We start from the raw sequence: 23,638 nt of genomic DNA, 5'->3' as shown, positions 1-23,638 counted from the left end.
TTAATTATAACTGCTTAAATTTCATCTTGATTTCATTGTAAGTTGTCATGCTAGTAGATAGAGGTAGTATACCTCTTCAACAAAAAGATCACTAACAATTTAAACCTGATAATGGTAAGCTAACTGGCTACTTCTCTTGATTAATGACTATGCAAATGAGGGAGTTAAATTTAGCTTTGCTAAGTTTAATATATCTATCAAGAGCAGATTAACTCATAAATAATGAGATGTAATTTAGCTAATTTATTTGATTATTGTAGAGGTAAATATGAAGAGTTTATTCGTTTACACTGTTGTCTTAGCTCTAAATAGCATAGCTATTATTGCTCCTAGCTATGCCAGTGCCAGAACAAATGATGGTAAGGTTCCTCATATTGATTCAAATACACAATTTCCTCCCACTAAGTGGGGAATATTCAGGCATACTTTCCGATTGCACATTCCGCAAAATAGCAAAGCTGTTACTCAACTAATTGTAAAAATTCCAGCAAATATAATTATCAGTAATAATATTCAAGATATCGATGCCGTCGATGAAAAGGGACAAAAAATTAATACTAATGTAACTGTCACTGGTAAAAGAATACTATTATTTTTTGCCAAACCAGTTGCCCCTAATACTAAGTTTGATATCGACCTTAACAGGATAAAAAGACAAAATCTTGGTAATGGTTCTGTTTACAGTTTCTCAGTTAGAGAGGTTGGCATTGATGCAGAAATACCTATAGGTGTTGCTTCATTTCATACTTACTGATTAAATGTTTTTTTACTAATAAGCTAAAGAGTTTCATGAAACTCTCATGTATAAATGTGAAACTAATAATAAAAGAAAAATGTGTAGAAAGTGTTAGAAGAAACAAAATAAAACAATAGATTTATGTTAATGTATGTATTTTAGCAGTGACATATTTTTCGGTTTCTGCTGTATGAACAAGTGGAGAAACAGGTGATTTTATAACTTCTCATCTGTTTAAAAGTGTTGTCATTCTTATTACTACTTATCCCACAGATGCTACTCATAAATTTAAAGTTAATGTATAGGTTAACCTTTGGTATAACTTGCAATTAAGTTACCTGACGTAGTAGAATTCAAGTTAAAAATCAATCAGGGCAGATAATTCCTACAACAGTTTCTATTAATAGACAAAAAGTTACTGTATGTAGCTTTCTCATAACCAATAGATCTTGAGATAATACTCTTAGTTTTAATAAGAAGAGTTAAAAGCAAGAATTCACCACCCGTTTAAGGTGGTGAATTCACCTATATACTATGGACATACAAAGTAAGAAGCCAAAAAGTTTTGTACTCTTGTGTTACTAAGAAGTATAAGCTAAATTAAACCACATTAATCCAAAAATCAGCAGTAATAATTTTCCCGTTACGATTGAATTGTCCCCAAAGTTTATACTTGCCTGCTTGCGGAAAGCTAGTCATAAAATGAACCTGTCCAGTTGGGGTATTTTTGAGTGCGTGAGCATGGATGTAATCTGCTGCTGTTAATGAGCTTGACTGTCGCAGGATAACCAAATGTCCTTTTTCTCCCAAGTAAGGTTGCAAGTCTGTTAACGGTTGATTGTTAGCAGCATCTTGTAATTTAAACATTAAAGTCACTTCTTGACCTGCTTTTACAGTGGGTTCAGAAAGAGCGAGATTGACTTGAGTATCATTGAAAGTTTTACTACGCTTAATGTCAATTTCTGGAGCAGCAATACTGATTCCTGGAACTTGTGTTTTCAATACTGAAATTTGCTCTGTTTGACCAGTAGGTTTGTAGTCACTAAAAAATGTGTAACCACCTGCTTGGGGAAAACTAGCTTCTACTTTGAACTGACCATTATCTTTATATGTAGGATGAAGATGGCTGAAAAACTGAAGATCGTCACTGACAATAATTAAATGCATGAGCTTTTCTTGAAAAGTGTCAAACTTGGCGATCGCCTTCCCTTCTAAATCTTCAACATCAATCAATAGCGAAATATTTTTATTTGGGGTGATTTCACTGGAAACTTTAAGTTTTGCTTGAGTCACTGCTTTCTTCTCACCATGAACTGTGCTACTTGTTGAATGTTCTCCATGATGACTTTCATTGATTGAAGGCTCTTCATGATTATGACTTCCGCTCGTTAAATGCTCCTCATGCTGATGTGTACTAACAGACATTGCTTTTTCTTCAGCGTTAGGTAATGATGAACAAGCTTGAACTATTACCAAAGTAGTAGTGATAGCGATCGCATTTATAAATCTATTCATTGATTTTCTCCTTTACTCAAGATAAAGTGAGTTTAAATTGTCTAGTTGAGTGGAGAGTCAAGAGGTAAAATCAAGAAATTTTTAGTTTTTTGATTTGAATTAATAAAAAATACGTTCATTTTTGAGTGAGCGTATTGTTAAAAAATATTTTTTAGATTAACACTGATTTTTAATTAATAATGGGGCAAATTGTTGGATGATATGTTTCGGATTGAATTTCCCAGCCAGACAGCATCTCTGACAAATCTTGTCTCAAAATAAGTAATTGCTGAATTTGATCATCAATAGCTTGTACCTTATCCTCAAGCTTGATTTTTATATGTTCACACGGTAATTCTCCCTCATCATGAACATTCAAAAATTCTTTGATTTCGGCTAAAGTTAAACCCAGACTTTGGGCGCGTTTAATAAAGTGCAGGCGAGCTAAAACATCAGTGTTAAATAATCTAAAACCACCCTCAGTTCTGCCTGATGATCTGAGTAGACCAAGCTCTTCATAGTAGCGAATGGTTTTAATTGGTACTCCACTTTCTTTAGCAACTACACCAATCTGTTTTGACTTTTCTTGAACTAGCATAATTACTTCTCTTAAATTTAATCGTCTACTTTATCCTAGATTCTCCAGTCAGATGGAGAGTCAAGTATCAACTCGATTAAAAATAATGGGGTAAAGTGAAAACCCCCTAAGCTCAAGCCAGGGGATGTACGCCAAGCTAAGAATTCTCGGTTATTTTCAACGGAGTACGTCAATTCCTGATTGTTTTGCTAACTTACCCGCTTGATTCCTTAACTTTGGTACACCTACAAACAGTAAGCGAATTTGGGTAATCACGATATACAGGATAGGTACTACAAACAAACTCAAGAAAGTTGCAACGAACATTCCACCAAAGACAGCCGTACCCAGAGATTGCCGGCTGGCCGAACCTGCGCCTGTAGCAACAACAAGCGGCCAAGTTCCCAATAGAGTAGAAATAGCAGTCATGATAATTGGTCGTAAGCGTTCTCCAGAAGCTTTCACGGCTGCTTTGGTAATTGAAAAACCTTGTTCACGTAATTGGTTAGCAAATTCAACAATTAAAATTGCATTTTTACTAGCTAACCCAATTAACATGACTAAACCAACCTGACAATAAACATCGTTATACAAGCCGCGCCATGATTGGGCTAACAATGCTCCTAAAACAGCTAAGGGAACTGACAATAAAATAATCAAAGGGTCTACGAAGTTATTGTATTGAGCAGCTAGCACTAAGAAAACAAAGAAAATTCCTAGACCAAAAATAATTGGTGCTTGACCACCTGATTCTAATTCTTCTAAGGTAATACCTGACCATTCGTAACCTATGTTTTTTGGCAAGACAGTAGCGGCTAAATTTTTCATCGCTTCTATTGCTTGTCCAGAACTGAAGCCAGGAGCGGCTGCGCCATTAATTTCAATTGAGCGATATAGATTGTAGTGGTTAATTGTTTGCGGCCCGGTGGTTGGTGTAACCTTCACCAAACTACTGAGGGAAATCATCTCACCCCGCCCGGAACGCACATATAGTTGTCCAATATCTTCTGGGTTAGCGCGAAACTGTTGATCTGCTTGGACATAGACTCGATAAGTGCGACCAAAAGCATTAAAATCATTGACGTAGCGAGAACCGATGAAAGTCTGCAAGGTGCTAAAAATATCTCTGACAGGGACTTGTAAGGCTTCGGCTTTTTCTCGATCTACTTCGATAAGTAACTGTGGTGCATTGGCTGTGTAGGTACTGAATACTCCTTGCAATCCTGGTGTTTGATTGGCTTTGCCGATTAAATCGTGGCTGATTTTGACTAAATTATTGATGTCGCTATTATTTCTGTCTCCTCTATCTTGCAGCTGAAACACAAAACCACCCACACTGCCTAAACTTTGGATAGTCGGAGGATTCACTGCAAACACGGCTGCGTCTTTGATTGCTGACAGTCCACCTCTAGCTTGATTAACAATTGCTGATGCTGTTTGTTGGGCTGTTTTTCGGACATCCCAAGATTTTAGCGGTGCAAATATCAAGCCTCGGTTGGGAGTATTACCACTAAAACCAACACCACCCATTGCAAAAGTACCTTGAATCTCTGGTATCTTCAGCAGTGCTTTTTCTGCTTGCTTCGCAACTTCACGGGTGTAGTTGAGTGAAGTGCCATCTGGCCCCTGTATTAAGTTAATAAAATAACCTTGGTCTTCTTCTGGTAAAAATGCTGTCGGGACGCGCAGGTAAAGCCAGCCTGTCCAAACCAAAGATGCAATAAACAGTACCACAACAACGATTTTAAAGTTGATCAGCAACCGGAGAATTTGTTGGTATCCTTTTTGCATCCAGTCAAGTAACCAATTAATCGCTCCAAAAATCCAGCCTAGTAAACCGCGTGGTTTTTGAGTTTTCCGCAACAACATAGCTGCCAGAGCTGGAGTTAAGGTAATAGCAATAAAAGTCGAAAGTACAATTGAGAAAGCGATCGTCAGTGCAAATTGTTTATATAGTTGTCCCGTTGTTCCAGGGAAGAATCCCACAGGAATAAACATAGCCATGAGTACGAGGGATGTGGCAATTACCGCCCCAAACAGTTCTGTCATGGATTCACTAGCCGCTTGGCGCGGATTCATCCTTTTACTCTGGATAAAGCGGTTAATTTGTTCGACGATGATGATTGCATCGTCTACCACCATCCCCGACCCTAAAGTCAAACCAAACAAAGTCAAGCTGTTAAGTGAAAAATCGAAAATTTTTACAAAGGCAAACGTTCCAATTAAAGAAATTGGAATTGTAATTGCGGGAATGAGGGTAGTGCGCCAGTCTTGTAAGAAAACAAAAATTACTAAGACAACTAGCACAATCGATTCCAATAAATTTTTGACAACTTCCTGGCGAGATGCTTCAACAAATAGTGAAGAATCATAGGGAAATTCATATTTCAAACCAGGTGGAAAGTCCTTTGCAATTTGCTCCATTTCGGCTTTTACCGCATTAGCAATCTTTAAAGCATTGCTTCCAGGAATTTGCAGGATTTGATAGCCAACAGCAACGTGACCGCTATAGCGAGCAAAGGAACTATAATTTTCTGCCCCAAGTTCAGCACGACCAACATCTTTAAGCTTCACAAGTGTGCCATCTGTACCCGCTTTGATGACCATGTTTTCAAATTCGGCAGCTTCTTTTAACCGCCCTTGAGTTTGCAACTCAATTTGATACATTTGCCCATTTGGTGCAGGTGGCTGTCCAATACTACCGATACCTAACTGTAAGTTTTGTTGATGAAGTGCGTTAATTACGTCCTCAGTTGTGAGCTTGCGATTAGCAAGTTGAGTCGGGTCAAGCCACAACCGCATTGCATAGCGGCGATCGCCAAACGTCGCAATATTACCTACACCTTTGATGCGTCTGAGACGGTCTAAAACATACAGGTCTGCATAGTTACTAATAAAAGTGTCATCGTACTTATCGCCTTCACTATATAAAGCCATCGCTAAGACGATACCGCTGGATTGCTTCGTGACAGAAACTCCCGTTTGACGGACAACTTCTGGCAATTTCGGTTCTGCAAGCAAGACTCGATTCTGCACATCAGCCGCCGCAGTATCAATGTCATAGCCTTGGTCAAAAGTGACGATAATGTTGCTAGTACCGTCACTGCTGCTGGTTGAGGTGATATATTTCAAGCCTTCGACACCATTAATTTGGCGTTCTAAAACTGTGGTGACAGTATCTTCTACAACTTGGGCGCTAGCACCAATGTAATTAGCGGTAACATTGATTTGCACAGGACTGATATCTGGGTACTGCTCTACTGGTAGTAAGGGAATGCTGATGATTCCTACCATGAGCATGACGAGAGCGCAAGCGATCGCAAATACAGGTCGCTTAATAAAAAAATTCGCAAACATAAACTTATTTCTTTCTGGGTGAAAATCTAGATTTAATTAAGGCTCAGGGATAATCGGAGCGCCATCTCTTAAGTTGAGTAAACCGGAAACGATAATTTTCTCTCCTGCGGTTAACCCTTTTAGCAATTGATACTGATTACCCTGGATGCTACCTAGTTCTACGGGTTTAAGCCGTGCTACTAACTGCGATCGCTTGGGTGATGATTCAGCTACATAAACAAAGGTTTCTCCAGCCAAACGGATGACAGTTGTTGTGGGAATTAATACTCCTGGGCGTTTGTCCCAAATCACTTTCGCTTTAACAAATTGGTCGGCTCGCAAATGTCTGCGGGAATTATCAAACAGTGATTTTACTAAGACTGACTGCGTATCGTTAGCGGTGTTGGGAGCGATGAAAAATATGCGACTGCTTCCGAGATTTTTACCTCGTTCGTCAATTAATTGCAATGTCATTCCCGGACGTAATCGGGTTGCTTGCTGAACTGGTATGGAAATATTGACTTCTAGAGTTTGATTTTCGGTAATAGTTGCCAATTGAGTAGAGGTATCGACAAAATCACCGATTTTGATGGGGATGTCGCCTACTTTGCCAGTAAAAGGCGCGGTAATTTTGTAGTATTTCAATTGGACTTGTTGTTGTTTGGTAGCTGCTTGAGCTTGTTGTACAGCTTTTTCGGCTTGAGAGATAGCAGCTTTTTGGGCTTGAATTTGGGCCTCAATTGCACTCAAGTTGGCTTTAGCTGTAGCTAGTTTGTTAGCGTATTGATCCTGAGTTTGACGAGATATCGCACCTTCCGCAGCAAGGTAAGAGTACCTTTGGTAGTCCAACTGATTTAACCTGACATCAGCTTGTTTGGATAAACGTTCAGCTTCTATAGATTTGAGAGTTGCTTTGGCATTTTCGAGTTGCGATCGCGCCGCCATTGCAGCTGCATCCACACTGCTAACTGCTGCTTTTTGTTCTTCCGCATCGATTTGCAGAATTGGTGTACCTGTTTTTACCTCATCGCCGGATCTCACAAAAATCTGACCGATCTGACCTTGGATTCTGGGACGGAGAGTAACTGAACGACGCGATCGGAGGTTAGCAATAAAATTGGAACTTTGTTCAATTGTGCTTGCTTGTAGTGAGGATAATTTTACTTTAATTCCTGGAGGTGCAACAGCTGTCGCTACTGGAGATTTTTGACTGGGAGTCAGCACACGCCAAACAACAATACCTCCACCTACCAAGAGTAGGGTTAGCAATAGCCAAAGCCAAGGTTTTTGTGAGTGTGGTGACTGCAATTCAATCTGGAAATCATCGTCTAAATCTAGAATAGGAGTCTGGCTTTCCAAGGGGTTCATATTTGAGAAATTTCCTGTAAACTAAGTTGAGCCAAAATAATTTTTAATAGAAAAATTTCTATCAACAGTTAGCAAAACAATAACTGTTGATATACTTTTGAAATTCCTAGATAGATGGATAGCCAACAGAGGCAAACGCTTCTTTAACAACTGTCTCTGATGCTTGAGTTTCAATACTAACGGTTTTAGTTTTTGTGTCAGCTTTGACAGTGGCAGCAGCATCAAATTGTTGAATTGCATCGGTGATGGTATTTACACAAGCTGAACAAGCTAATTTAGGAATAGTAAATTGTAATGTCATCTTTGAAAACTCCTGACTTTTACTACTAAATAGTGGTTTGTTTGAGTAAGTTTTTAATTTTTTACTCAACCTGGAATTAGCTTAAATTCTCCATCTGCCTGGAGAGTCAAGAGGAAAAATAAAAAAATAACTACAGATAAAAATAGATGTACACAGATAAATCATCACTGTTTATCTGTGTGCATCTGTGGTTTTATATAAAATTGAAATTTTTGTTCTTGTAATTAGTGAAAATCTTTTAAAAGTATTAATTTTAGTAAAATTAAAAGTGTATAAGCAGCAATAAAACAACTTAATTCTTGAGAATTGCTGTAGCTACCATCAACCCCCATACAACACCAAAGCGAATTCTGGTTGCGCGATAAACCGCAAAATTTGCATCTTCAAGCAAGCGGTGAAATTCATTTTGGGTATAACACTGCTGATGAGCCGGATCGAAACCTTTAAGGATAATGTCACATATTTTACAAAGTAAATAATCTCTACACCAATCCAGGATCATAACTTTACCATCAGGCTTCAGGACTCGTCTCATCTCCTTTAATGCAGCAAGTGGATCGTCAAAGTAGTGAAACGCATTGGCAGACACAATCACATCAAAACTATCATTGTCAAATGGCAAATTTGATGCACTCGCAATCTGGAATGATACTTGAGGATAAGCACTACATTTCTGTTTGGCGATCGCCAGCATTTTATCTGAAATGTCTATCCCAACAATTTGTTGTGATGAATATTCAGCTAGCAGTAAATGTTCAAACTCACCAGTACCACAGGCAACATCAAGTATAGTATCTGTTGGTGATATCTCTGCCCATTTTTTGAGGAAAGATAGTGTATTAGTTATATAACTTTTCCAACGTAAATCGTAAACACCCGCTAACTGGTCGTACTGTTTGCGAACTATAGTTTCACTCATATTATTTTTTGTAATATTTATTCATGTTCAATAATTGGACAAATTGTTGAATGATCATTATCAAGCTTTATTTCCCAACCAGATAGCAATCCTGATAATTCTTGTCTCAAAATCAGTAATTGCTGAATTTGTTCATCAATAGCTTTTACTTTATCTTCTAGTTTAGTTTTTATATGCTCGCAAGGTAATTCTCCACTATCATGAATATTTAAAAAGTCCTTAATTTCTGACAAGCTTAATCCTAAGCTTTGAGCGCGTTTAATAAAGTGCAGTCTTTCCAAAACATCAGAGTTAAATAATCTAAATCCGCCTTCTGTTCTTCCGGATGATTTGAGTAGATCAAGTTCTTCATAGTAGCGAATAGTTTTAATTGGTACGCCGCTTTCTTTGGCAACTACACCAATCTGTTTTGCTTGTGCTGGAGCTAACATACTTACCAAACTTCAGTGAAATATGATTACTGAATCATATCCTAAACTCTCCATCTAACTGGAGAGTCAAGGATGAAAAATATCATTTTTGAAAAAACTGCTCTCTAATGATTTGGGCTTCTCTGGCTTATACAAGTTAAAAGCCAGAGTTTAATCTAGCCATTGGAGCGATCGCGGCTGAAACTTCAATTCCTGCTTGGCTTTGAGATTAGATGCCCCTCGCAGTTGAGTGGCATAGTAAACTGCATCTGCTCCTTGAGTTTTGAGTGTGTCTTCAACGGATACCCTTACAGGTGGCTTTGCACCTAACCAATCAGCATAGGCAGATAGCCATATTCGCAATTCTAAAGGGCGATCGTCAACGATGTTATAAACCCATGGTTTACCTTGCTCAACAGCCGCAACAGTGGCAGTAGCAGCATCTTCAACGTGTATCCATGACCAAACACCCTGTCCGTCATCAACAATGGGAAATTGCTGTTGTCGCACAAGATTTGCCATATCTCCGTCTGATGCGTACCAAGTTCCTGAACCATAGAGAAAACCATAACGCAGGACAACACCTTCTAAAGTATTTGCAGACAAGAGGCGATGTTCTATATTTGCATACATCCGTGTTCCTGCTGCTATGGCAGGTGTGCTATCAAAGGCAAAGGGCGTTTCTTCATCAGCTAAACCTATACCTGGAGCATACCAGAAAGCACTGGACTGGAGAATGTAACGCCGGACTCCTGCTGCTTGAGCCGCTATTTGCAGGTTTGCTCCTCCTTCTCTGCGGGTGCGATGGTCTAGGGCAGTTGCAGCACTCATTGACTCAGGAGTATAGTTTTTGGGTAAAGCAGTGAGTAGGTCAATGACAACTTCAGGCTGAATACGGCTAAGGGTAGTATGAACAGCATCAGCATCAAAGATATCAATGATTTCGGATTTTGCTCCCTGCTGAGTAAGAAAATTGGCGTTTTGGGGAGAACGAGTCAGGCCAGTTACATCATATCCAGCTTGAATTAATTGTGTGATGAGTGGACGACCGATCACACCGGTAGCTCCAGCAATTAATACTTTCATAGTCATCTCTGAACTAGAATGTGTTGAATTAAACGAGATGAAAAATTAATTTGTGATACCTAATTACTCACCGTTCGCGTAATCGATTCAGGAAATAAAGAATTGAGCCAAATGGCTAAAAGCTTTGTCATACATGAATGAAACGCATTAAGCATTGGGATATCTAGACTTTGGAGACTTGGACAATCAATACTGCGATCGCTCTCAACAAATCTAGATTCCTGGCAATATGTTTTGTGAAAGTTGGTATGCAAGAGACTTATACCCTGGTTTAAAATATTAAAGCTAGACATAGCAATACTTTCAAGTAATTTTCGGGAATTAATTATTTCCTATTTGGATTACGCGAACGGTGAGTAATTAATCTAAAGTTGTAGATAATAAGATATCAAGAATAATTAACCGCAGATAAACGCATATGAGCGCAGATAAAGACGGCTAATTAAACCCATTAACGTGGTCGCCAAGCAATATTGCCAGAACCGTACTGAATGACCATTAGTAACCCACCGATGATGCACAGATTTTTCATGAACATGATCTGCTCAATTGGGTTAGTAAAGTTGCTATGGAAAATAAAGGTAGCGATGAAGGTGAATATGGCTAAAGCCGCAGCTCCTAAGCGTGCATAGAAACCCAGGAGTAAAGACAGTCCAGCCGAAATTTCTAGGGCGATCGCTACTGGTAAAAATAGCCAGGTGAAAGGCATCCCATAGGCGGCCATATATGCTTGTGTATCAGCTGGGTGAAGAATTTTATTGAACCCTGACCACAAGAATAAGCTAGATAAAAGAATGCGGGCAATCAATGGCAAATAATTGCGAGTTGCATGAAGTCCGGTATTGTATGGTTTTTGTGGTTGTAAATTTGTAGCTTGGGTAGTCGAGCGCAGATGATCGCCTTTCATAAAAATTCTCCTATTATTTTCAAAAATGTGTGCTACGTATTCCCCTGCTCCACCGTTAGACCAATCTCTTGGCCGTAAGACAATTCCAACGTGTGACCATCTGGATCTCGCAAGAATGCCCAATATCCGACCGGATACCCAGAATCTTTGGGTTCGTCAACCAGTACCCCCGCTTGACGAGCCTGATCACACAAAACATCCATTGCTTCACGACTCTTACAGCCAATTCCCAGATGTGCTAATGGCGAGAGAACAGGATGTATTGACTTAGTTTCAATGAGAACAATTGCAAATGGGCGAGTATGGTCTGTCAGCCAAGCAACCGCAACCCCTGTGTCAGTATCAATGCGACGATGAGCTACTTGCATTTGAGCATAGGTAGCGTAAAAATCAATACTTTTTTCAATGTTTGACACAGGTAGGGCAATATGTGTAAGTCCAATATCAATCATTTGATGTTCCTCATTTGATGTCAGCTTCAATATTGATGCTGGCTTTTTGAATTCCTTGATCTACAGTTGTTTCATGCTCATCGATTGAACTGAAGGATTTGGGTTGTGGTTCTTTCATCGTTTTTTCTTCCTTTATGACTGTTGATTGAATGTCTGAAGCTTCGGCTTGAATTTCACCACGAAACATATTCATGCCACAGGTAAAGAGATAATTTCCGGCTTGTTTGGGTGTAAATTCCACAGTGGTTACTTGATTAAGCGGTAAATCTGCGGCAATGTGAAAGTCTGGAATCACGACTTTTTCTAAGCAACTGCTGGGATCTTTGCGTTCAAATTTAAGCCTTACTGGTTTCCCTACTTGCACCACTATTCGACTTGGATCATATCCCCCATCAACGGTGACAGTGACTTCTTGGACATTTCCACCTGTTGCAACTGCTTTTTGAGACTTAGGTTTACTGAGTAAAAACCACCAAAGTTGTAAGCCGATTAGTCCAAATCCGCCGAGAGTCACGGCTATTTTGTTCCCTAGTGGCTGATCGATACGTTGAAATTGATTAGTTTGGACTGTTGTGGATGAGTGCGTATCATGGGATTTTTGTGCGATTGCTTCACCCGATGCAATTGAGAATACAATTCCTAAACTGGCTATACTACCGATGAGTGCTGTTTTGTTTACCATTGAAAAACCTCCTACTTGAATGTGATTAATTTGCCAACTAAACTAAAATTCCTGAAATCACTCCCAGCAGAAATCCAAATCCTGCTAAAGTTCCGAAAAATATGGTTTGATTGAACATTTTTATTTCCTCTATGCGAGTGTTTTAGGTTGGAAGTTACGTAACCGCAGCGCATTGGTGACTACAGAAACTGAACTAAAGGCCATTGCTGCACCGGCGATAATAGGATTGAGTAACCAACCGAAGAAGGGGAACAGAATCCCGGCGGCGATGGGAATACCAGCAACGTTGTAGATGAAGGCGAAGAATAAGTTTTGGCGAATGTTGCGAATTGTGGCGCGGCTGAGTTGAATTGCTGTAACTATGCCTTGTAAATCGCCAGAAATCAGAGTGATATCACTAGCGGCGATCGCCACATCTGTACCAGTCCCAATGGCAATTCCCACATCGGCTTGAGCTAAAGCTGGTGCATCATTGATACCATCACCAACCATTGCAACAATTTTGCCTTCTGCTTGTATTGCTTGCACTGTCGCGGCTTTTTGGTCGGGGCGCACTTCTGCCAAAACTCGTTTAATACCAACTTCATGGGCAATACTTTCTGCGGTGCGGCGGTTATCACCTGTGAGCATGACAACTTCTAAACCGAGTCTTTGTAATGCTCTCACAGCCTGGATGGAAGTGGGTTTAATGGCATCAGCAATCCCCATCAATCCTTTGATTTCGCCGTCAACTGCTAACCAAACTGCTGTTTTACCCAGGTATTCTAAGCGTTCTTTATCTTGTTGCAAGGCTTGAGTGTTAATACTCAACTCTTCCATCCAGTGTTGTGTACCAATTTGCACAAGACGGTTAGAAACGATACCTTGGACACCGCTACCTGCGATCGCTTCAAAATCGCTGACATCTGCTAATGGTACTTCCTGAGATTGGGCATATCTGACAACTGCTTCTGCTAAGGGGTGTTCAGAATTGCGTTCTAAGGATGCGGCTAATTGTATCAGCTTCATTTCGTTGCCGTTGAGCGTACCGTCAACTGTCAGAAAATCTGTAACTGTCGGTTTACCTTGGGTAATTGTGCCAGTTTTATCTAACACAATTGTTTGAATCTGGTGTGCTAGTTCTAAGCTTTCGGCTCCTTTAATTAAAATGCCGTTTTCTGCACCTTTACCTGTGCCTACCATCACTGAAGTCGGTGTAGCTAAACCCAATGCACAAGGACAAGCGATAATTAACACCCCAACTGTGGTAATCAACGCCAGGGTGACATTGCCCATGATGTTGTACCAGATGATAAAAGTAAGGATAGCGATCGCAATTACTGCCGGCACAAAAGCGCCAGTAACTTGGTCTGCTAGTCTTTGAATTGGGGCTTTTGAGCCTTGAGCCTGCTGTACTAATTGCACAATCTGCGCCAGTACGGTATCTTTTCCTACTCTTGTCGCCCGAAATTTAAAACTTCCAGTTTTGTTGATGGTTGCACCGATGACTTCATCCCCTGGTTGTTTTTTCACAGGTACACTCTCGCCAGTCACCATCGCTTCATCAACTGTGGATGTCCCGTCAACTACTTCCCCATCAACAGGAATTTTCTCCCCAGGACGAACCAGCACCACATCACCAATTTCTACTTGTTCAATGGGTACATCTATTTCTCGTCCGTTGCGAATTAACCTTGCTGTTTTGGCCTGTAAACCAATCAACTTACGGATAGCTTCTGAGGTTTGCCCTTTGGCGCGGTTTTCAAATAGTCGCCCTAGTAAAATCAAGGTAATGACGACAGCACAAGTTTCATAATACACATCTGGCATCAATCCCTGAGCAATAAAAAAGCCGGGAAACAAAGTAGCAAATAGGGAATAAAAATATGCTGCACTTGTACCTAAAGCAATTAAGGTATCCATTGTCGCGGCATGACGCTTAAAAGCTTTCCAGGTATTAACGTAGAACTGTACAGCACACCAAAACTGTACAGGAGTTGTGAGGACTAATTGCACCCAAGGATTATGCAACCATGTGGGAATAAAAGGTAGGTTTAACCCTGTCATCATTGGTAGTGAGCCAATCACCAGCACTATGCTAATGATGCCCCCTACTGTTACTTTTTGTTGTAAATCACGGGATTCTTTCAGGCGATATCTTTTTTCTTCATCATCTTCTCCCGCCATCAGATTTTGTTCTTGGAGGGGATAGGCAGAATAGCCTGCTGCATCTACTGCCTCTTGTATAGCTTGTAAATCTGTTTTTCTGGGGTCATAATCAACTGTTGCCTGTTCTGCCCCAAAATTCACACTACATTCATTTACACCAGGGACAGAACTAATCGCATCTTCAATACTTCTGGCGCAAGAAGCGCAACTCATACCGCGTAGTTTAAGTGTGGCATTCTCCATTTCAAAGCTCCAATTATCAAGTCGTGTTCAAGACTGATTTCATCTTGAATGCTCCAGTGAACTGGAGTGTCAAGGGGGTAGAAGAAAAAAATTGGAACTACGCAAAAAGTCCTTTCTCAACTAGCTTTGCAGCTATTTCCTATACATTAACTGAACTGGGGAAAAATTTCTGTTCAAGTCTCTTGACTCTCCAGTGAACTAGATATTTGAAGATAAACTCCAGCAAACAATAACCACCTTGATCTAAAGTTCGGAAAGCTTTTGGAATGCGCTATTGGCAAAATTTGCCTATGGTTATACCATTTCAGAGGTTCTGGCATAGTTCAGCGTCGGACTTGTAATTCACTGGACTAACAGCTATGAGCATCATCCATTTACCCTCAACAAAAACCACTGTTTCAAAATCTCCCACTGTTTCAACCTTAATTCGTCCCCCTGAACCTTCTCTGTTAATTGCTTTCTTTAATGGAGCCGTACTGCCTATTCAAGCAGCAATTAATGCTCAGTTAGCTCGGTCAATAGGTTCTTTCCCTCTAGCTGGAGATATTTCCTACTTCGTAGGCACTATAGTTCTCGTAAGTCTTCTATTAACTGGCAAATTCGGACGACCAAATTGGTCTGCGTTACCCAAAGCACCTTGGTGGGCTTTTTGTGGCGGATTGGTGGGTGCTTGGTACATAACCTCAAGTGCATACTTGACAACTAACTTGGGAACTACGCTCACAATTGCGTTGATTGTCAGTGGTCAATCTTTCATGGGGATGCTGGTAGATCATTTTGGATGGCTCTCAGTGCAGCCTCGTCGTCTCACGCCTAACCGACGCATTGCTGGAGCGTTATTACTCTTAGCCGTTTTTTTTCTCACTTTGAAATAACAATTTTTAGTTTGGAGTATTAGTATGGAAATTTTGCTAGCGATCGCTGGTGCTGGTTCTGCTGGCGGACTGCTTGCTTATGGTAGTGCTGCTAATGTTCGATTAATGCAAGTAATTCGTTCCGCGATCGGTGCTGCTACTGTTAATTTCACTATTGGATTTACAACTTTAGCACTACTGATGGTGCTGGGAGTCATCGGCCCACTATCCCTCAATCAATTGTCTCAAGCTCCTTGGTGGGCTTTCTTTGGCGGTGTTTTGGGAGCAACTTACGTAACGCTCAATACTCTCAGCATTCCTAAATTAGGTTTGACAAACACAACAATGGCTGTAGCATTTGGACAGATGCTGATGTCACTGATCATTGACCAGTTTGGTTTATTTGGGGTTATGAGTCATATCGTCAGTGCGCCCAGATTATTAGGAACTGGGCTTTTATTAGCCGCAGTTATACTTACACAATTAGATGCTAAACACAACAGATAACTAACCAATGATATATCTGAATATCTGCAATAATTCAATCCATCATATTTGGGATTTTCTTTGTTCATGGATACTGAAGGATTTTATCGTCGTCCCTTACCTCCTCCTAGTATTTCTTTTGCTTCCCCTGATGGACGAAAAATCTTTCAAGAAGCGATCGCATTAGGGGGTATGGAGGGTTATTTTCCCCTTGCCGAACAATTTCATACCCAATCAGAGCCAGCTTTTTGCGGGTTAGGTACGTTGGTCATGGTTCTCAACGCCTTATCAATTGATCCTGGGCGAATTTGGAAAGGTGTATGGAGATGGTACGGTGAAGAATTTCTCGAATGTTGCCAACCACTGAGTGCAGTTAAAAATCAAGGCATTACTTTTGACGAATTTGTCTGTTTAGCGCGTTGCAATGGAGCTAAAGTACAACCTTATCGTTACGACCAAAGCAACCTACAAGAGTTCCGAGAAGCTGTTAAGCAAGCCACCTTTCTACCTCAAGGTTTACATTTAGTTGTTTGCTATTCACGACAAGTTGTAGGACAAACTGGGGATGGACACTTTTCACCAGTGGGAGGATACCATCCGGAACGTGACCTTGTGTTGCTTTTAGATGTAGCTCGTTTTAAATACCCACCTCACTGGATTCCCCTAACTGTTTTATGGGATGCTCTACAACCCACTGATACTGCAACTGGTAAGTGTCGTGGCTATATCCTTATTTCTAATAAGAATATTTCCAGTCAAAACTTCTTTCATGTAGGAGTTGATATACATCAATGGGCGATAGTTGCGCCTTATTTTAAGGATATTGCACCAACTTTACTAGCTCAAGAACAGCCAGATTCATTATTTGCGTTACTGGATACGATATTAATAAATTTGCCACCAGAGTTAACTTCTGTTCTCTGCATTACTGGAGATCATCTATCAAATGAATTTTTTGAGATATGGTGCTGTTTATTGGAAGAAATTAAATCGCATCCTTTATGGACAGTTGTTCAAGACGTACTGTTGACTAGAAATTGCTCGGAAACTTCTGTTACAGGAAAATGGCAACTCCAAGAGAAAAACTTAGCTCATTTGCTAACAATGTTTCTTTTATCTTGTCCAGAGGAAATTTATCAACCGCTAAATGAGCATTTGCGTTCTCAGATATATCAACTCCGAGAAGTCGATAGGCTGCCGCCACTGATGCGTCAGGAAGTAGTTAGCTTAAAAGAACAAATGTTAGCGTTACAGAATTTATTTCAAACATTATCAAATTAAATCTACAACAGTTTGCATATTTGTGTAATCTCTGTAGAGACCTTATACGTAAGATCTCTACATTTCTTCCTGTTTAAGTTTTTTCTCTTTTAGATGAGTGTGTCTTCATACAGAATTGGTATTACCTCTGCCTTTCTGTTTGTTATAAACTAGATTTTTTTGATAATAAAGTCTACATCACTTGAAATACTTTGTGATGAGTTAGGTTTAGCATAGTGATGTTGTGCAAGCCAAGCGCGAACTTCCTCTTCAGATAACGCATGGAAACGATTTCCGATCAGTGAATCATCAATAATCCACCAGATGTTACCCATGCGATCGCTTGTCTGCCAAATAAAAGCAGTTGAACTATCCATCAAAGCTAGAGCGATCGCTCTAGCCGCATAATTCAAAGGTTGGCTGACTTCATTAAATTGAGGTCTAAATCCATCAGAAATAAACGTCAAATTGAGATATTTACAGCCAATTGTCCTCTTTGTGATGAAACAGTCCGTACAGTGCAAGAATTAGCTTGTTCAAATTGTGAAGTATTAGTCTATGATTTGCGTTCAAATCAGGAGCAGCAGACTTATCTAGCGAAAGCTGAACATTATGGAGTTCAGTCAGTTCCAGCCATCGCTATCAACGGAGTGTTAGTGCTGACAGGTAAACCAACTCGTGACCAATTGCTAGCAGTGGGTGTGGGTCAACCACTGAATTAAGTATGGATGTCAAACAAAGTCCAAAAAGCGCGATTGCCTTTAGCAGTGTCCTTCGGGCAATCGCATCTATCACGACACCAGTAAGGATGCGATCGCCTTGATTATGTAAAGAAACGTGTATAAGAAAAATATTTCATCCTCTTTTCATCTCTAGATGTAAATCTTAAAGTATAGGTTTTTGTTGAAGATAAAACGATCTAGCTATTTGATTGGAAAAAAATAACTTGATTTTTGCAAGAAAAGTGAAGCCAACAAAACTTGCATATTACTTGATTTCTGAGCAATTTTATTGAGTTTAATTTAAGATTTTTCGTCTCACAAGTTCCTCACAATCTCTCGATAATTTCATAAATATAAGTTGTCTTTAACTCCTAAAACAAGGTGGGGCTATGAAAACAAAAACATTTTTGTATGGCTTGGCCGGTCTATTAACCAGTGGTACGCTCGCTGGATTAGTAATTTTAAATAACGCACAAGCTCAGGTTTCAAACTCAGAACACAATACTCATCACCCATCTACAGAAACTACTCCTCCTCCCCAAAGAGGGATGATGACTAATATGGATCAACATTTCATTGAAATGATGATTCCTCATCACACTCAAGCAGTGGAAATGGCTGATATCGCATTAAGTCGCGCTCAACACCCAGAAATTAAAAAGCTAGCTCAAGCTATTAAACAAGAACAAAACCGCGAAATTCAGCAAATGAAAACTTGGTACAAGGCATGGTACGGGAAAGAAGTACCTGTAACAGCCATGACTCGTCAAGAAATGATGGCAATGCATCAGCGTATGTGCCAACAGATGAACCCAGGCATGATGAAAATGCCGATGAACTGCAACATGATGGGTATGAATGTAGATTTGGCAGCCTTGAAAAATGCACCAGATTTTGACAAAGAATTTATCCGTCAGATGATTCCTCATCATCGTATGGCTGTAATGATGTCGCAGATGGCGACTCAAAAAGCTACCAAGCCAGAAATTCGTAATTTAGCTCAGTCCATCATTAAAACTCAAACAGCTGAAATTAACCAGATGCAGCAGTGGTATCAGGCCTGGTATAAATCCAACCCCGAAGAAAGTTGAATTCCGGAGAGATTTTGACCTGACACGATTGACATCTGCTCTCAAGGAGGTCAATTATGTGGAATTTTTTTAGACGCAAACGCCCACAAGATAGTGAAAAGACTGCTGTAGACCCAGTATGTGGCATGACTGTAGAAAAGGCTACAGCATTGAAGTCCGAGCGAGACGGACAGACTTACTATTTTTGCAGCCAGACTTGCCTGCATACCTTTGAATCACAACCAGCATGATGAAGGAGTTCACTGAAAGATGGCAAGAACTCACGAGCATCGGGGACATAAACACGCAAGCGTTATACCCGAACCAGGCGGGATGGCGAAAGACCCTATCTGTGGCATGACAGTACCTAAAGCCACATCCTTGAGGACAGAAAGAGGTGGACGCAATTACTATTTTTGCAGCCAAACTTGCTTAAACACATTTTTAGATCCTGAGAGGGAACTCAAATCAATGCGGACTCGCGTTACCGTTGCCATGACGGGGGTACTGCTTTTAGCAATTATGCGAGCGGCTGCATTTTTGGGACTGGCAGCAGGCATAAGTATCTTAAGCTGGGTGCCGATTTCTGCTCTACCCTGGTTTACTTGGGGAGTCTGGCTTTTTATCCTGGCTACCCCTGTACAGTTCATTGGTGGCTGGTCATTTTACGTGGGAGCGTGGAATGCCATCAAAAGCCGCTATGTAAACATGGATTTCCTGATTGCTTTAGGAACCAGCGTTGCCTATTTCTATAGTGTGGCAGTGATTTTCTTTCCTAATGCTCTACCTGTTGGAGTTGAGGAACGTAGCGTTTATTTTGAAGTTTCTGCCGTCGTCATTGCCTTTGTTTTACTAGGCAAGTATATGGAAGAAATTATCAAAAAGAACTCATCGGCAGCAGTACGCAAACTTCTAGATTTAAAACCTGCCACCGCCAGAGTCATCCGAGATGGTATGGAGATGGAAATTCCGGCAGAGCAATTAATGGTGGATGAAACAGTTGTTGTCCGTCCGGGAGAAAAAGTACCGACGGATGGAATTGTGCTGGATGGATCTTCATCTGTAGATGAGTCAATGCTGACAGGGGAGTCACTACCAGTAGAGAAGCAAGCCGAATCTGCGGTGATTGGTGGTACTTTAAACAGAACCGGACTTTTCCGTTTTCGGGCGACTCGTGTGGGGGCGGAAACGGCTTTAGCTCAAATCATCAAAATTGTGGAGGAAGCCCAGACAAGTACGGCTCAAGTCCAACGGTTGGCAGATAAAGTAACGGGTTATTTTGTGCCTGCGGTTGTGGGAATTGCGGTACTGGCATTTCTCGGTTGGTTACTTGTCGGGAACTTTCCGCAAGCTTTACTGGCATTTATTGCTGTGTTAATTATTTCTTGTCCTTGTGCTTTGGGTATTGCTACTCCCGCCGCGTTGATGGTTGGTGTGGGTAAGGGAGCAGAAGGCGGGATTTTGATTCGAGGTGGTGAAATTTTAGAACGAGCTGAAAAGCTGTCTACCGTAATTTTCGACAAAACTGGAACCTTGACTCGTGGTGAGCCTAGTGTGACGGATATTGTACCCTTGGCAGAACGCCCAAACGATGAAATTCTGCGGTTAGCGGCGGCGGTAGAAGCGGGTTCAGAACATCCTTTGGGTGAAGCAATTGTGCGAGCAGCCAAACACCAGATGCTAGATATTCCCAAAGTGAGTAATTTTGAGGCAATTCCCGGACATGGGATTCGGGGAGAAATCAATCGAGATAGGATTTTGCTGGGTAATCGCCGCTTGTTCCGCGAGCAAGGCTATCAGATAAATCCGGCAACAGAAGAGATATTGACTCATCTGGAATCTGATGGTAAAACAGCCATGCTGGTTGGTTGTAATGGTCTGTTGATGGGGATTGTGGCAGTAGCGGACACCATCAAACCTGAAGCCAAGGAAGCGATCGCAGCTTTGCGTCGGGAAAAGGTCAAAGTTGTGATGCTCACTGGAGACAACCAGCGTACTGCCGAAGCGATCGCTCGTCAACTAGGAATCGATAAAGTAATTGCTGAGGTATTACCCGGTGATAAAGCCCAAGTCGTTAAAGATATTCAACGACGCGGCGAAGTTGTGGCAATGGTGGGAGATGGAGTGAATGACGCACCAGCCCTAGCAACTGCTGACATTGGGATTGCGATCGGTTCTGGTGCGGATGTGGCTAAGGAAACAGGCGGGATCATTTTGGTTAAAAACGATGTGCGAGATGTTGTCACCTCGATTCGCCTATCTCGTGCCACGATGCTCAAAATTAAACAGAACCTATTCTGGGCTTTTATCTATAACTCCATTGGCATTCCTATCGCTGCCTTCGGTTTACTCAACCCAATGATTGCCGCAGCTGCGATGGCTTTGAGTTCCTTGTCAGTGATTGTTAATTCATCGCTGTTGAAAGGATTCAAATTATCAACAAGTTGAATTGCAATTGCTAACTGCATTGGGGGAAAAATTCTATGAATCATCAATCTAGTCAAGATAGTTGGTGGCGAAGCCCCGCCAAAATAGCCTTATATGTTTTCCTGGCCATTGCTGCATTTTTTCTCATCACTGAACACTTAGCACATCTAGCTGGAATTCTGCCCTACTTGTTACTTTTAGCCTGCCCATTCATGCACTTATTTATGCACGGAGGACATGGTGGACACGGCGGACACAGTGACGGAAATGATCGTTCATCTCGGTAAAAAATATCAATCAACAGGAAATAAGAAATGAACAACGCACCCGCCTACGGTCTTTGGTCTTTGGTGATTATCAACTCTTTGGTATTTATCATCTTTGCGTTCAGCTTTACAAAACCAAAAAGTCCCCGTGATTGGCAAGCCTTTGGTGCTTTTTCTGCCTTTATCATGGCTTTGTTCACTGAAATGTACGGCATACCTTTAACAATTTACCTACTTTCAGGTTGGTTGCAAAGCCGCTATCCAAAGTTGGATTTACTTTCCCATGATGTAGGACATCTCTGGTGGACAATGCTGGGTATGAAAGGCAATCCTCACTTTAATGTGTTGCATATTTTGAGTAACATCCTCATTTTTGGTGGGTTTATCTTATTGGCATCAGCTTGGGAGGTGCTGTACAAAGCCCAGCGTTCTCACACATTAGCTACTACTGGCCCTTATGCAACAATTCGCCATCCCCAGTATTTAGCTTTTATCACTATCATGTTCGGTTTTTTGCTTCAGTGGCCGACAATTCTCACATTATTGATGTTTCCAGTGCTGGTGTGGATGTATACACGACTGGCACGCCAAGAAGAACGTGAGGTGCGAGCAGAATTTGGTGCAGAGTACGATCGCTATACCAGCAATATACCAGCTTTTTTCCCTCGTCTGGGAGACAGCACCAAGAGAAGTAATACCTAAAATATTGGGAGAACTAAGTAAGTGAAAAGACAGGAAAGAATCAAAATCCTGTTTAATCGTCAAAACGCCTTTGCATTGGCAATTTTGCTCCTATGTTTAGCCGTCTGTTATTGGCTACTGAATCCCCAGGTAAATATATTAACACCGGAAGGATTTAGACAAAAGGTTAAAAATTTAGGCTTACTTGGCCCATTTGTCTATATTGGTATTTTGGCTTTATCTGTAGTTATTAGTCCTATTCCCAGTGCGCCACTCGCAGTTATAGCTGGCACTATTTGGGGAGCAGTTATAGCAGGAATCTACAGTATAATAGGAGGTTTTCTAGGTGGTTTAATTGCTTATTTTTTGGGACGAACTTTGGGGCGAGCGGCAATAAAAGCTTTAACTGGTAAAATCATTTATTTCTCGAAAAACAAAGGAGAGACATATCTAAGCTGGTTAATTTTTATTACTCGGATGCTGCCAATATTTTCTTTCGATTTGATTAGCTACGCTGCGGGAATCGCTGGTATTTCTCTCCCTAAATATGCCCTTGCTACTTTTTTAGGCATGATTCCTTCAACATTTTTACTTACATATATGGGAGGAGCATTAAGCATAGGTACACCTTTAGGAATGGTTATTTCTGTTATTTTCCTCATTGTAATTATAGTGTTGCCTTGGTTGATTAGACGCTATAACTGGTTAGGAATGAGAGATATTGTGCGTGTGGAATAAATATATTTTTAAAAAATTGAATTTATTCAAGCTTTCCACTCAGTTAATCAGAGGTGAATTATGCTATCGCAAAGTCATCATCGAGAAAATCAACATAATGTCAGGCACTCTATTAACAAGTTAAACACGCGATCTCTTTCCCTGGCTACAGCTATCATTACAGGCTTAGTTTATATACTCTGCATTCTGTTTGTAGCAATAGCACCAAAAGCAGCAATGGCTTTTTTTAGTTATGTCCTGCACATGGACTTGACTAATATTGCTAGGGTGATTACCTGGGGAAGCTTTATTGTTGGTCTTTTATTTTGGACTGTAGGCACAGCTTTATATGCTGCCCTGATAGCTCGGCTCTACAACAGCTTTGCAACTAGGTAAAAAACTCAATATACATGAAAAGCCTTTGTAAATCTGGCAGTAATGTATTATTGCAAAAATTTTCATCCTACCCTACGGTTGATGCTATCACCTATGCCAG

25 protein-coding genes are annotated in these 23,638 nt (G+C 40.7%); 12 read left to right on the top strand and 13 right to left on the bottom strand.

All coding sequences use genetic code 11. The annotated features are described in order from the left end of the window. The first annotated feature begins 268 nt into the window (after positions 1–268). On the top strand, positions 269–754 hold the full coding sequence (locus AACU25_RS35895) for a DUF2808 domain-containing protein (protein ID WP_096585269.1): 486 nt from the start codon (positions 269–271) through the stop codon (positions 752–754). Positions 755–1,336: 582 nt separating this feature from the next. Here the strand turns inward: AACU25_RS35895 and AACU25_RS35890 are convergent. From AACU25_RS35890 to AACU25_RS35835, 12 genes are all read right to left on the bottom strand, one after another. Next, the gene (locus tag AACU25_RS35890; RefSeq protein WP_096585266.1) at positions 1,337–2,251 is read right to left on the bottom strand and encodes a hypothetical protein; all 915 of its coding nucleotides are present in this window, start codon (positions 2,249–2,251) and stop codon (positions 1,337–1,339) included. Between the two features lie 169 nt (positions 2,252–2,420). Continuing rightward, positions 2,421–2,828: a heavy metal-responsive transcriptional regulator gene (locus AACU25_RS35885; RefSeq protein WP_096585263.1), complete on the bottom strand. Its 408-nt coding sequence runs from the start codon at positions 2,826–2,828 to the stop codon at positions 2,421–2,423. Positions 2,829–2,984: 156 nt separating this feature from the next. Then, positions 2,985–6,164, bottom strand: a complete 3,180-nt coding sequence (locus AACU25_RS35880; protein WP_096585260.1) for an efflux RND transporter permease subunit — start codon at positions 6,162–6,164, stop codon at positions 2,985–2,987. Between the two features lie 36 nt (positions 6,165–6,200). After that, the gene (locus AACU25_RS35875) at positions 6,201–7,511 is read right to left on the bottom strand and encodes an efflux RND transporter periplasmic adaptor subunit (protein WP_096585257.1); all 1,311 of its coding nucleotides are present in this window, start codon (positions 7,509–7,511) and stop codon (positions 6,201–6,203) included. A 106-nt stretch (positions 7,512–7,617) separates the two neighbouring features. Beyond that, the gene (locus tag AACU25_RS35870; protein WP_096585254.1) at positions 7,618–7,812 is read right to left on the bottom strand and encodes a heavy-metal-associated domain-containing protein; all 195 of its coding nucleotides are present in this window, start codon (positions 7,810–7,812) and stop codon (positions 7,618–7,620) included. Between the two features lie 292 nt (positions 7,813–8,104). Then, positions 8,105–8,731, bottom strand: coding sequence for a class I SAM-dependent methyltransferase (locus AACU25_RS35865; RefSeq protein ID WP_096585251.1), 627 nt, complete (start codon positions 8,729–8,731; stop codon positions 8,105–8,107). Positions 8,732–8,748: 17 nt separating this feature from the next. Then, the gene (locus AACU25_RS35860; protein WP_096585246.1) at positions 8,749–9,162 is read right to left on the bottom strand and encodes a heavy metal-responsive transcriptional regulator; all 414 of its coding nucleotides are present in this window, start codon (positions 9,160–9,162) and stop codon (positions 8,749–8,751) included. 150 nt (positions 9,163–9,312) lie between these two features. Continuing rightward, positions 9,313–10,227 (bottom strand): NAD-dependent epimerase/dehydratase family protein, encoded by a 915-nt coding sequence (locus tag AACU25_RS35855; RefSeq protein ID WP_096585243.1) that lies wholly within the window; start codon positions 10,225–10,227, stop codon positions 9,313–9,315. A 451-nt stretch (positions 10,228–10,678) separates the two neighbouring features. Further along, positions 10,679–11,134 (bottom strand): DoxX family protein, encoded by a 456-nt coding sequence (locus tag AACU25_RS35850; RefSeq protein ID WP_096585240.1) that lies wholly within the window; start codon positions 11,132–11,134, stop codon positions 10,679–10,681. 32 nt (positions 11,135–11,166) lie between these two features. Next, on the bottom strand, positions 11,167–11,586 hold the full coding sequence (locus tag AACU25_RS35845) for a VOC family protein (protein ID WP_096585237.1): 420 nt from the start codon (positions 11,584–11,586) through the stop codon (positions 11,167–11,169). Positions 11,587–11,596: 10 nt separating this feature from the next. Continuing rightward, positions 11,597–12,268, bottom strand: a complete 672-nt coding sequence (locus AACU25_RS35840) for a cupredoxin domain-containing protein (protein WP_242051343.1) — start codon at positions 12,266–12,268, stop codon at positions 11,597–11,599. A gap of 129 nt (positions 12,269–12,397) precedes the next feature. Continuing rightward, on the bottom strand, positions 12,398–14,659 hold the full coding sequence (locus AACU25_RS35835) for a heavy metal translocating P-type ATPase (protein WP_096585235.1): 2,262 nt from the start codon (positions 14,657–14,659) through the stop codon (positions 12,398–12,400). Between the two features lie 359 nt (positions 14,660–15,018). Here AACU25_RS35835 and AACU25_RS35830 point away from each other — a divergent pair, with 359 nt between their 5' ends. From AACU25_RS35830 to AACU25_RS35820, 3 genes are all read left to right on the top strand, one after another. After that, positions 15,019–15,534, top strand: coding sequence for a DMT family transporter (locus tag AACU25_RS35830; RefSeq protein WP_096585231.1), 516 nt, complete (start codon positions 15,019–15,021; stop codon positions 15,532–15,534). Positions 15,535–15,558: 24 nt separating this feature from the next. Next, positions 15,559–16,020 carry a DMT family transporter gene (locus tag AACU25_RS35825; protein WP_096585229.1) on the top strand — a complete coding sequence of 154 codons (462 nt, stop codon included), beginning with the start codon at positions 15,559–15,561 and terminating at the stop codon, positions 16,018–16,020. A gap of 66 nt (positions 16,021–16,086) precedes the next feature. After that, complete coding sequence (locus AACU25_RS35820; protein ID WP_096585226.1) at positions 16,087–17,280, top strand: phytochelatin synthase family protein; 1,194 nt, start codon at positions 16,087–16,089, stop codon at positions 17,278–17,280. Between the two features lie 149 nt (positions 17,281–17,429). Here the strand turns inward: AACU25_RS35820 and AACU25_RS35815 are convergent, their stop codons facing one another. Continuing rightward, positions 17,430–17,726, bottom strand: a complete 297-nt coding sequence (locus tag AACU25_RS35815) for a hypothetical protein (RefSeq protein ID WP_190445664.1) — start codon at positions 17,724–17,726, stop codon at positions 17,430–17,432. Here AACU25_RS35815 and AACU25_RS35810 point away from each other — a divergent pair. The 8 genes from AACU25_RS35810 to AACU25_RS35775 all read left to right on the top strand — a co-directional run bounded on the left by AACU25_RS35810 (position 17,709) and on the right by AACU25_RS35775 (position 23,538). After that, on the top strand, positions 17,709–17,981 hold the full coding sequence (locus AACU25_RS35810; protein WP_096585454.1) for a thioredoxin family protein: 273 nt from the start codon (positions 17,709–17,711) through the stop codon (positions 17,979–17,981). The two genes, AACU25_RS35815 and AACU25_RS35810, sit on opposite strands and share 18 nt — an antisense overlap. Positions 17,982–18,370: 389 nt before the next feature. Further along, the gene (locus AACU25_RS35805; protein ID WP_096585221.1) at positions 18,371–19,072 is read left to right on the top strand and encodes a DUF305 domain-containing protein; all 702 of its coding nucleotides are present in this window, start codon (positions 18,371–18,373) and stop codon (positions 19,070–19,072) included. A 56-nt stretch (positions 19,073–19,128) separates the two neighbouring features. After that, positions 19,129–19,302 carry a YHS domain-containing protein gene (locus tag AACU25_RS35800; RefSeq protein ID WP_096585218.1) on the top strand — a complete coding sequence of 58 codons (174 nt, stop codon included), beginning with the start codon at positions 19,129–19,131 and terminating at the stop codon, positions 19,300–19,302. Between the two features lie 19 nt (positions 19,303–19,321). Further along, positions 19,322–21,499, top strand: a complete 2,178-nt coding sequence (locus tag AACU25_RS35795) for a heavy metal translocating P-type ATPase (protein ID WP_096585215.1) — start codon at positions 19,322–19,324, stop codon at positions 21,497–21,499. Between the two features lie 35 nt (positions 21,500–21,534). Next, the gene (locus tag AACU25_RS35790; RefSeq protein WP_096585212.1) at positions 21,535–21,765 is read left to right on the top strand and encodes a DUF2933 domain-containing protein; all 231 of its coding nucleotides are present in this window, start codon (positions 21,535–21,537) and stop codon (positions 21,763–21,765) included. A gap of 27 nt (positions 21,766–21,792) precedes the next feature. Beyond that, entirely contained in the window at positions 21,793–22,446 is a 654-nt protein-coding gene (locus tag AACU25_RS35785; protein WP_096585209.1) for a methyltransferase family protein, read from the top strand. 21 nt (positions 22,447–22,467) lie between these two features. Continuing rightward, positions 22,468–23,163 carry a TVP38/TMEM64 family protein gene (locus AACU25_RS35780; protein WP_096585206.1) on the top strand — a complete coding sequence of 232 codons (696 nt, stop codon included), beginning with the start codon at positions 22,468–22,470 and terminating at the stop codon, positions 23,161–23,163. A gap of 60 nt (positions 23,164–23,223) precedes the next feature. Further along, positions 23,224–23,538 carry a DUF5676 family membrane protein gene (locus AACU25_RS35775; protein ID WP_096585203.1) on the top strand — a complete coding sequence of 105 codons (315 nt, stop codon included), beginning with the start codon at positions 23,224–23,226 and terminating at the stop codon, positions 23,536–23,538. Positions 23,539–23,638 lie beyond the last annotated feature (100 nt).

It is taken from the genome of Tolypothrix tenuis PCC 7101, assembly GCF_963874875.1.
In the GTDB taxonomy this organism is placed as follows: Bacteria; Cyanobacteriota; Cyanobacteriia; order Cyanobacteriales; family Nostocaceae; genus Aulosira; species Aulosira tenue.
This window is presented reverse-complemented; position numbering and strand designations above follow the sequence as displayed.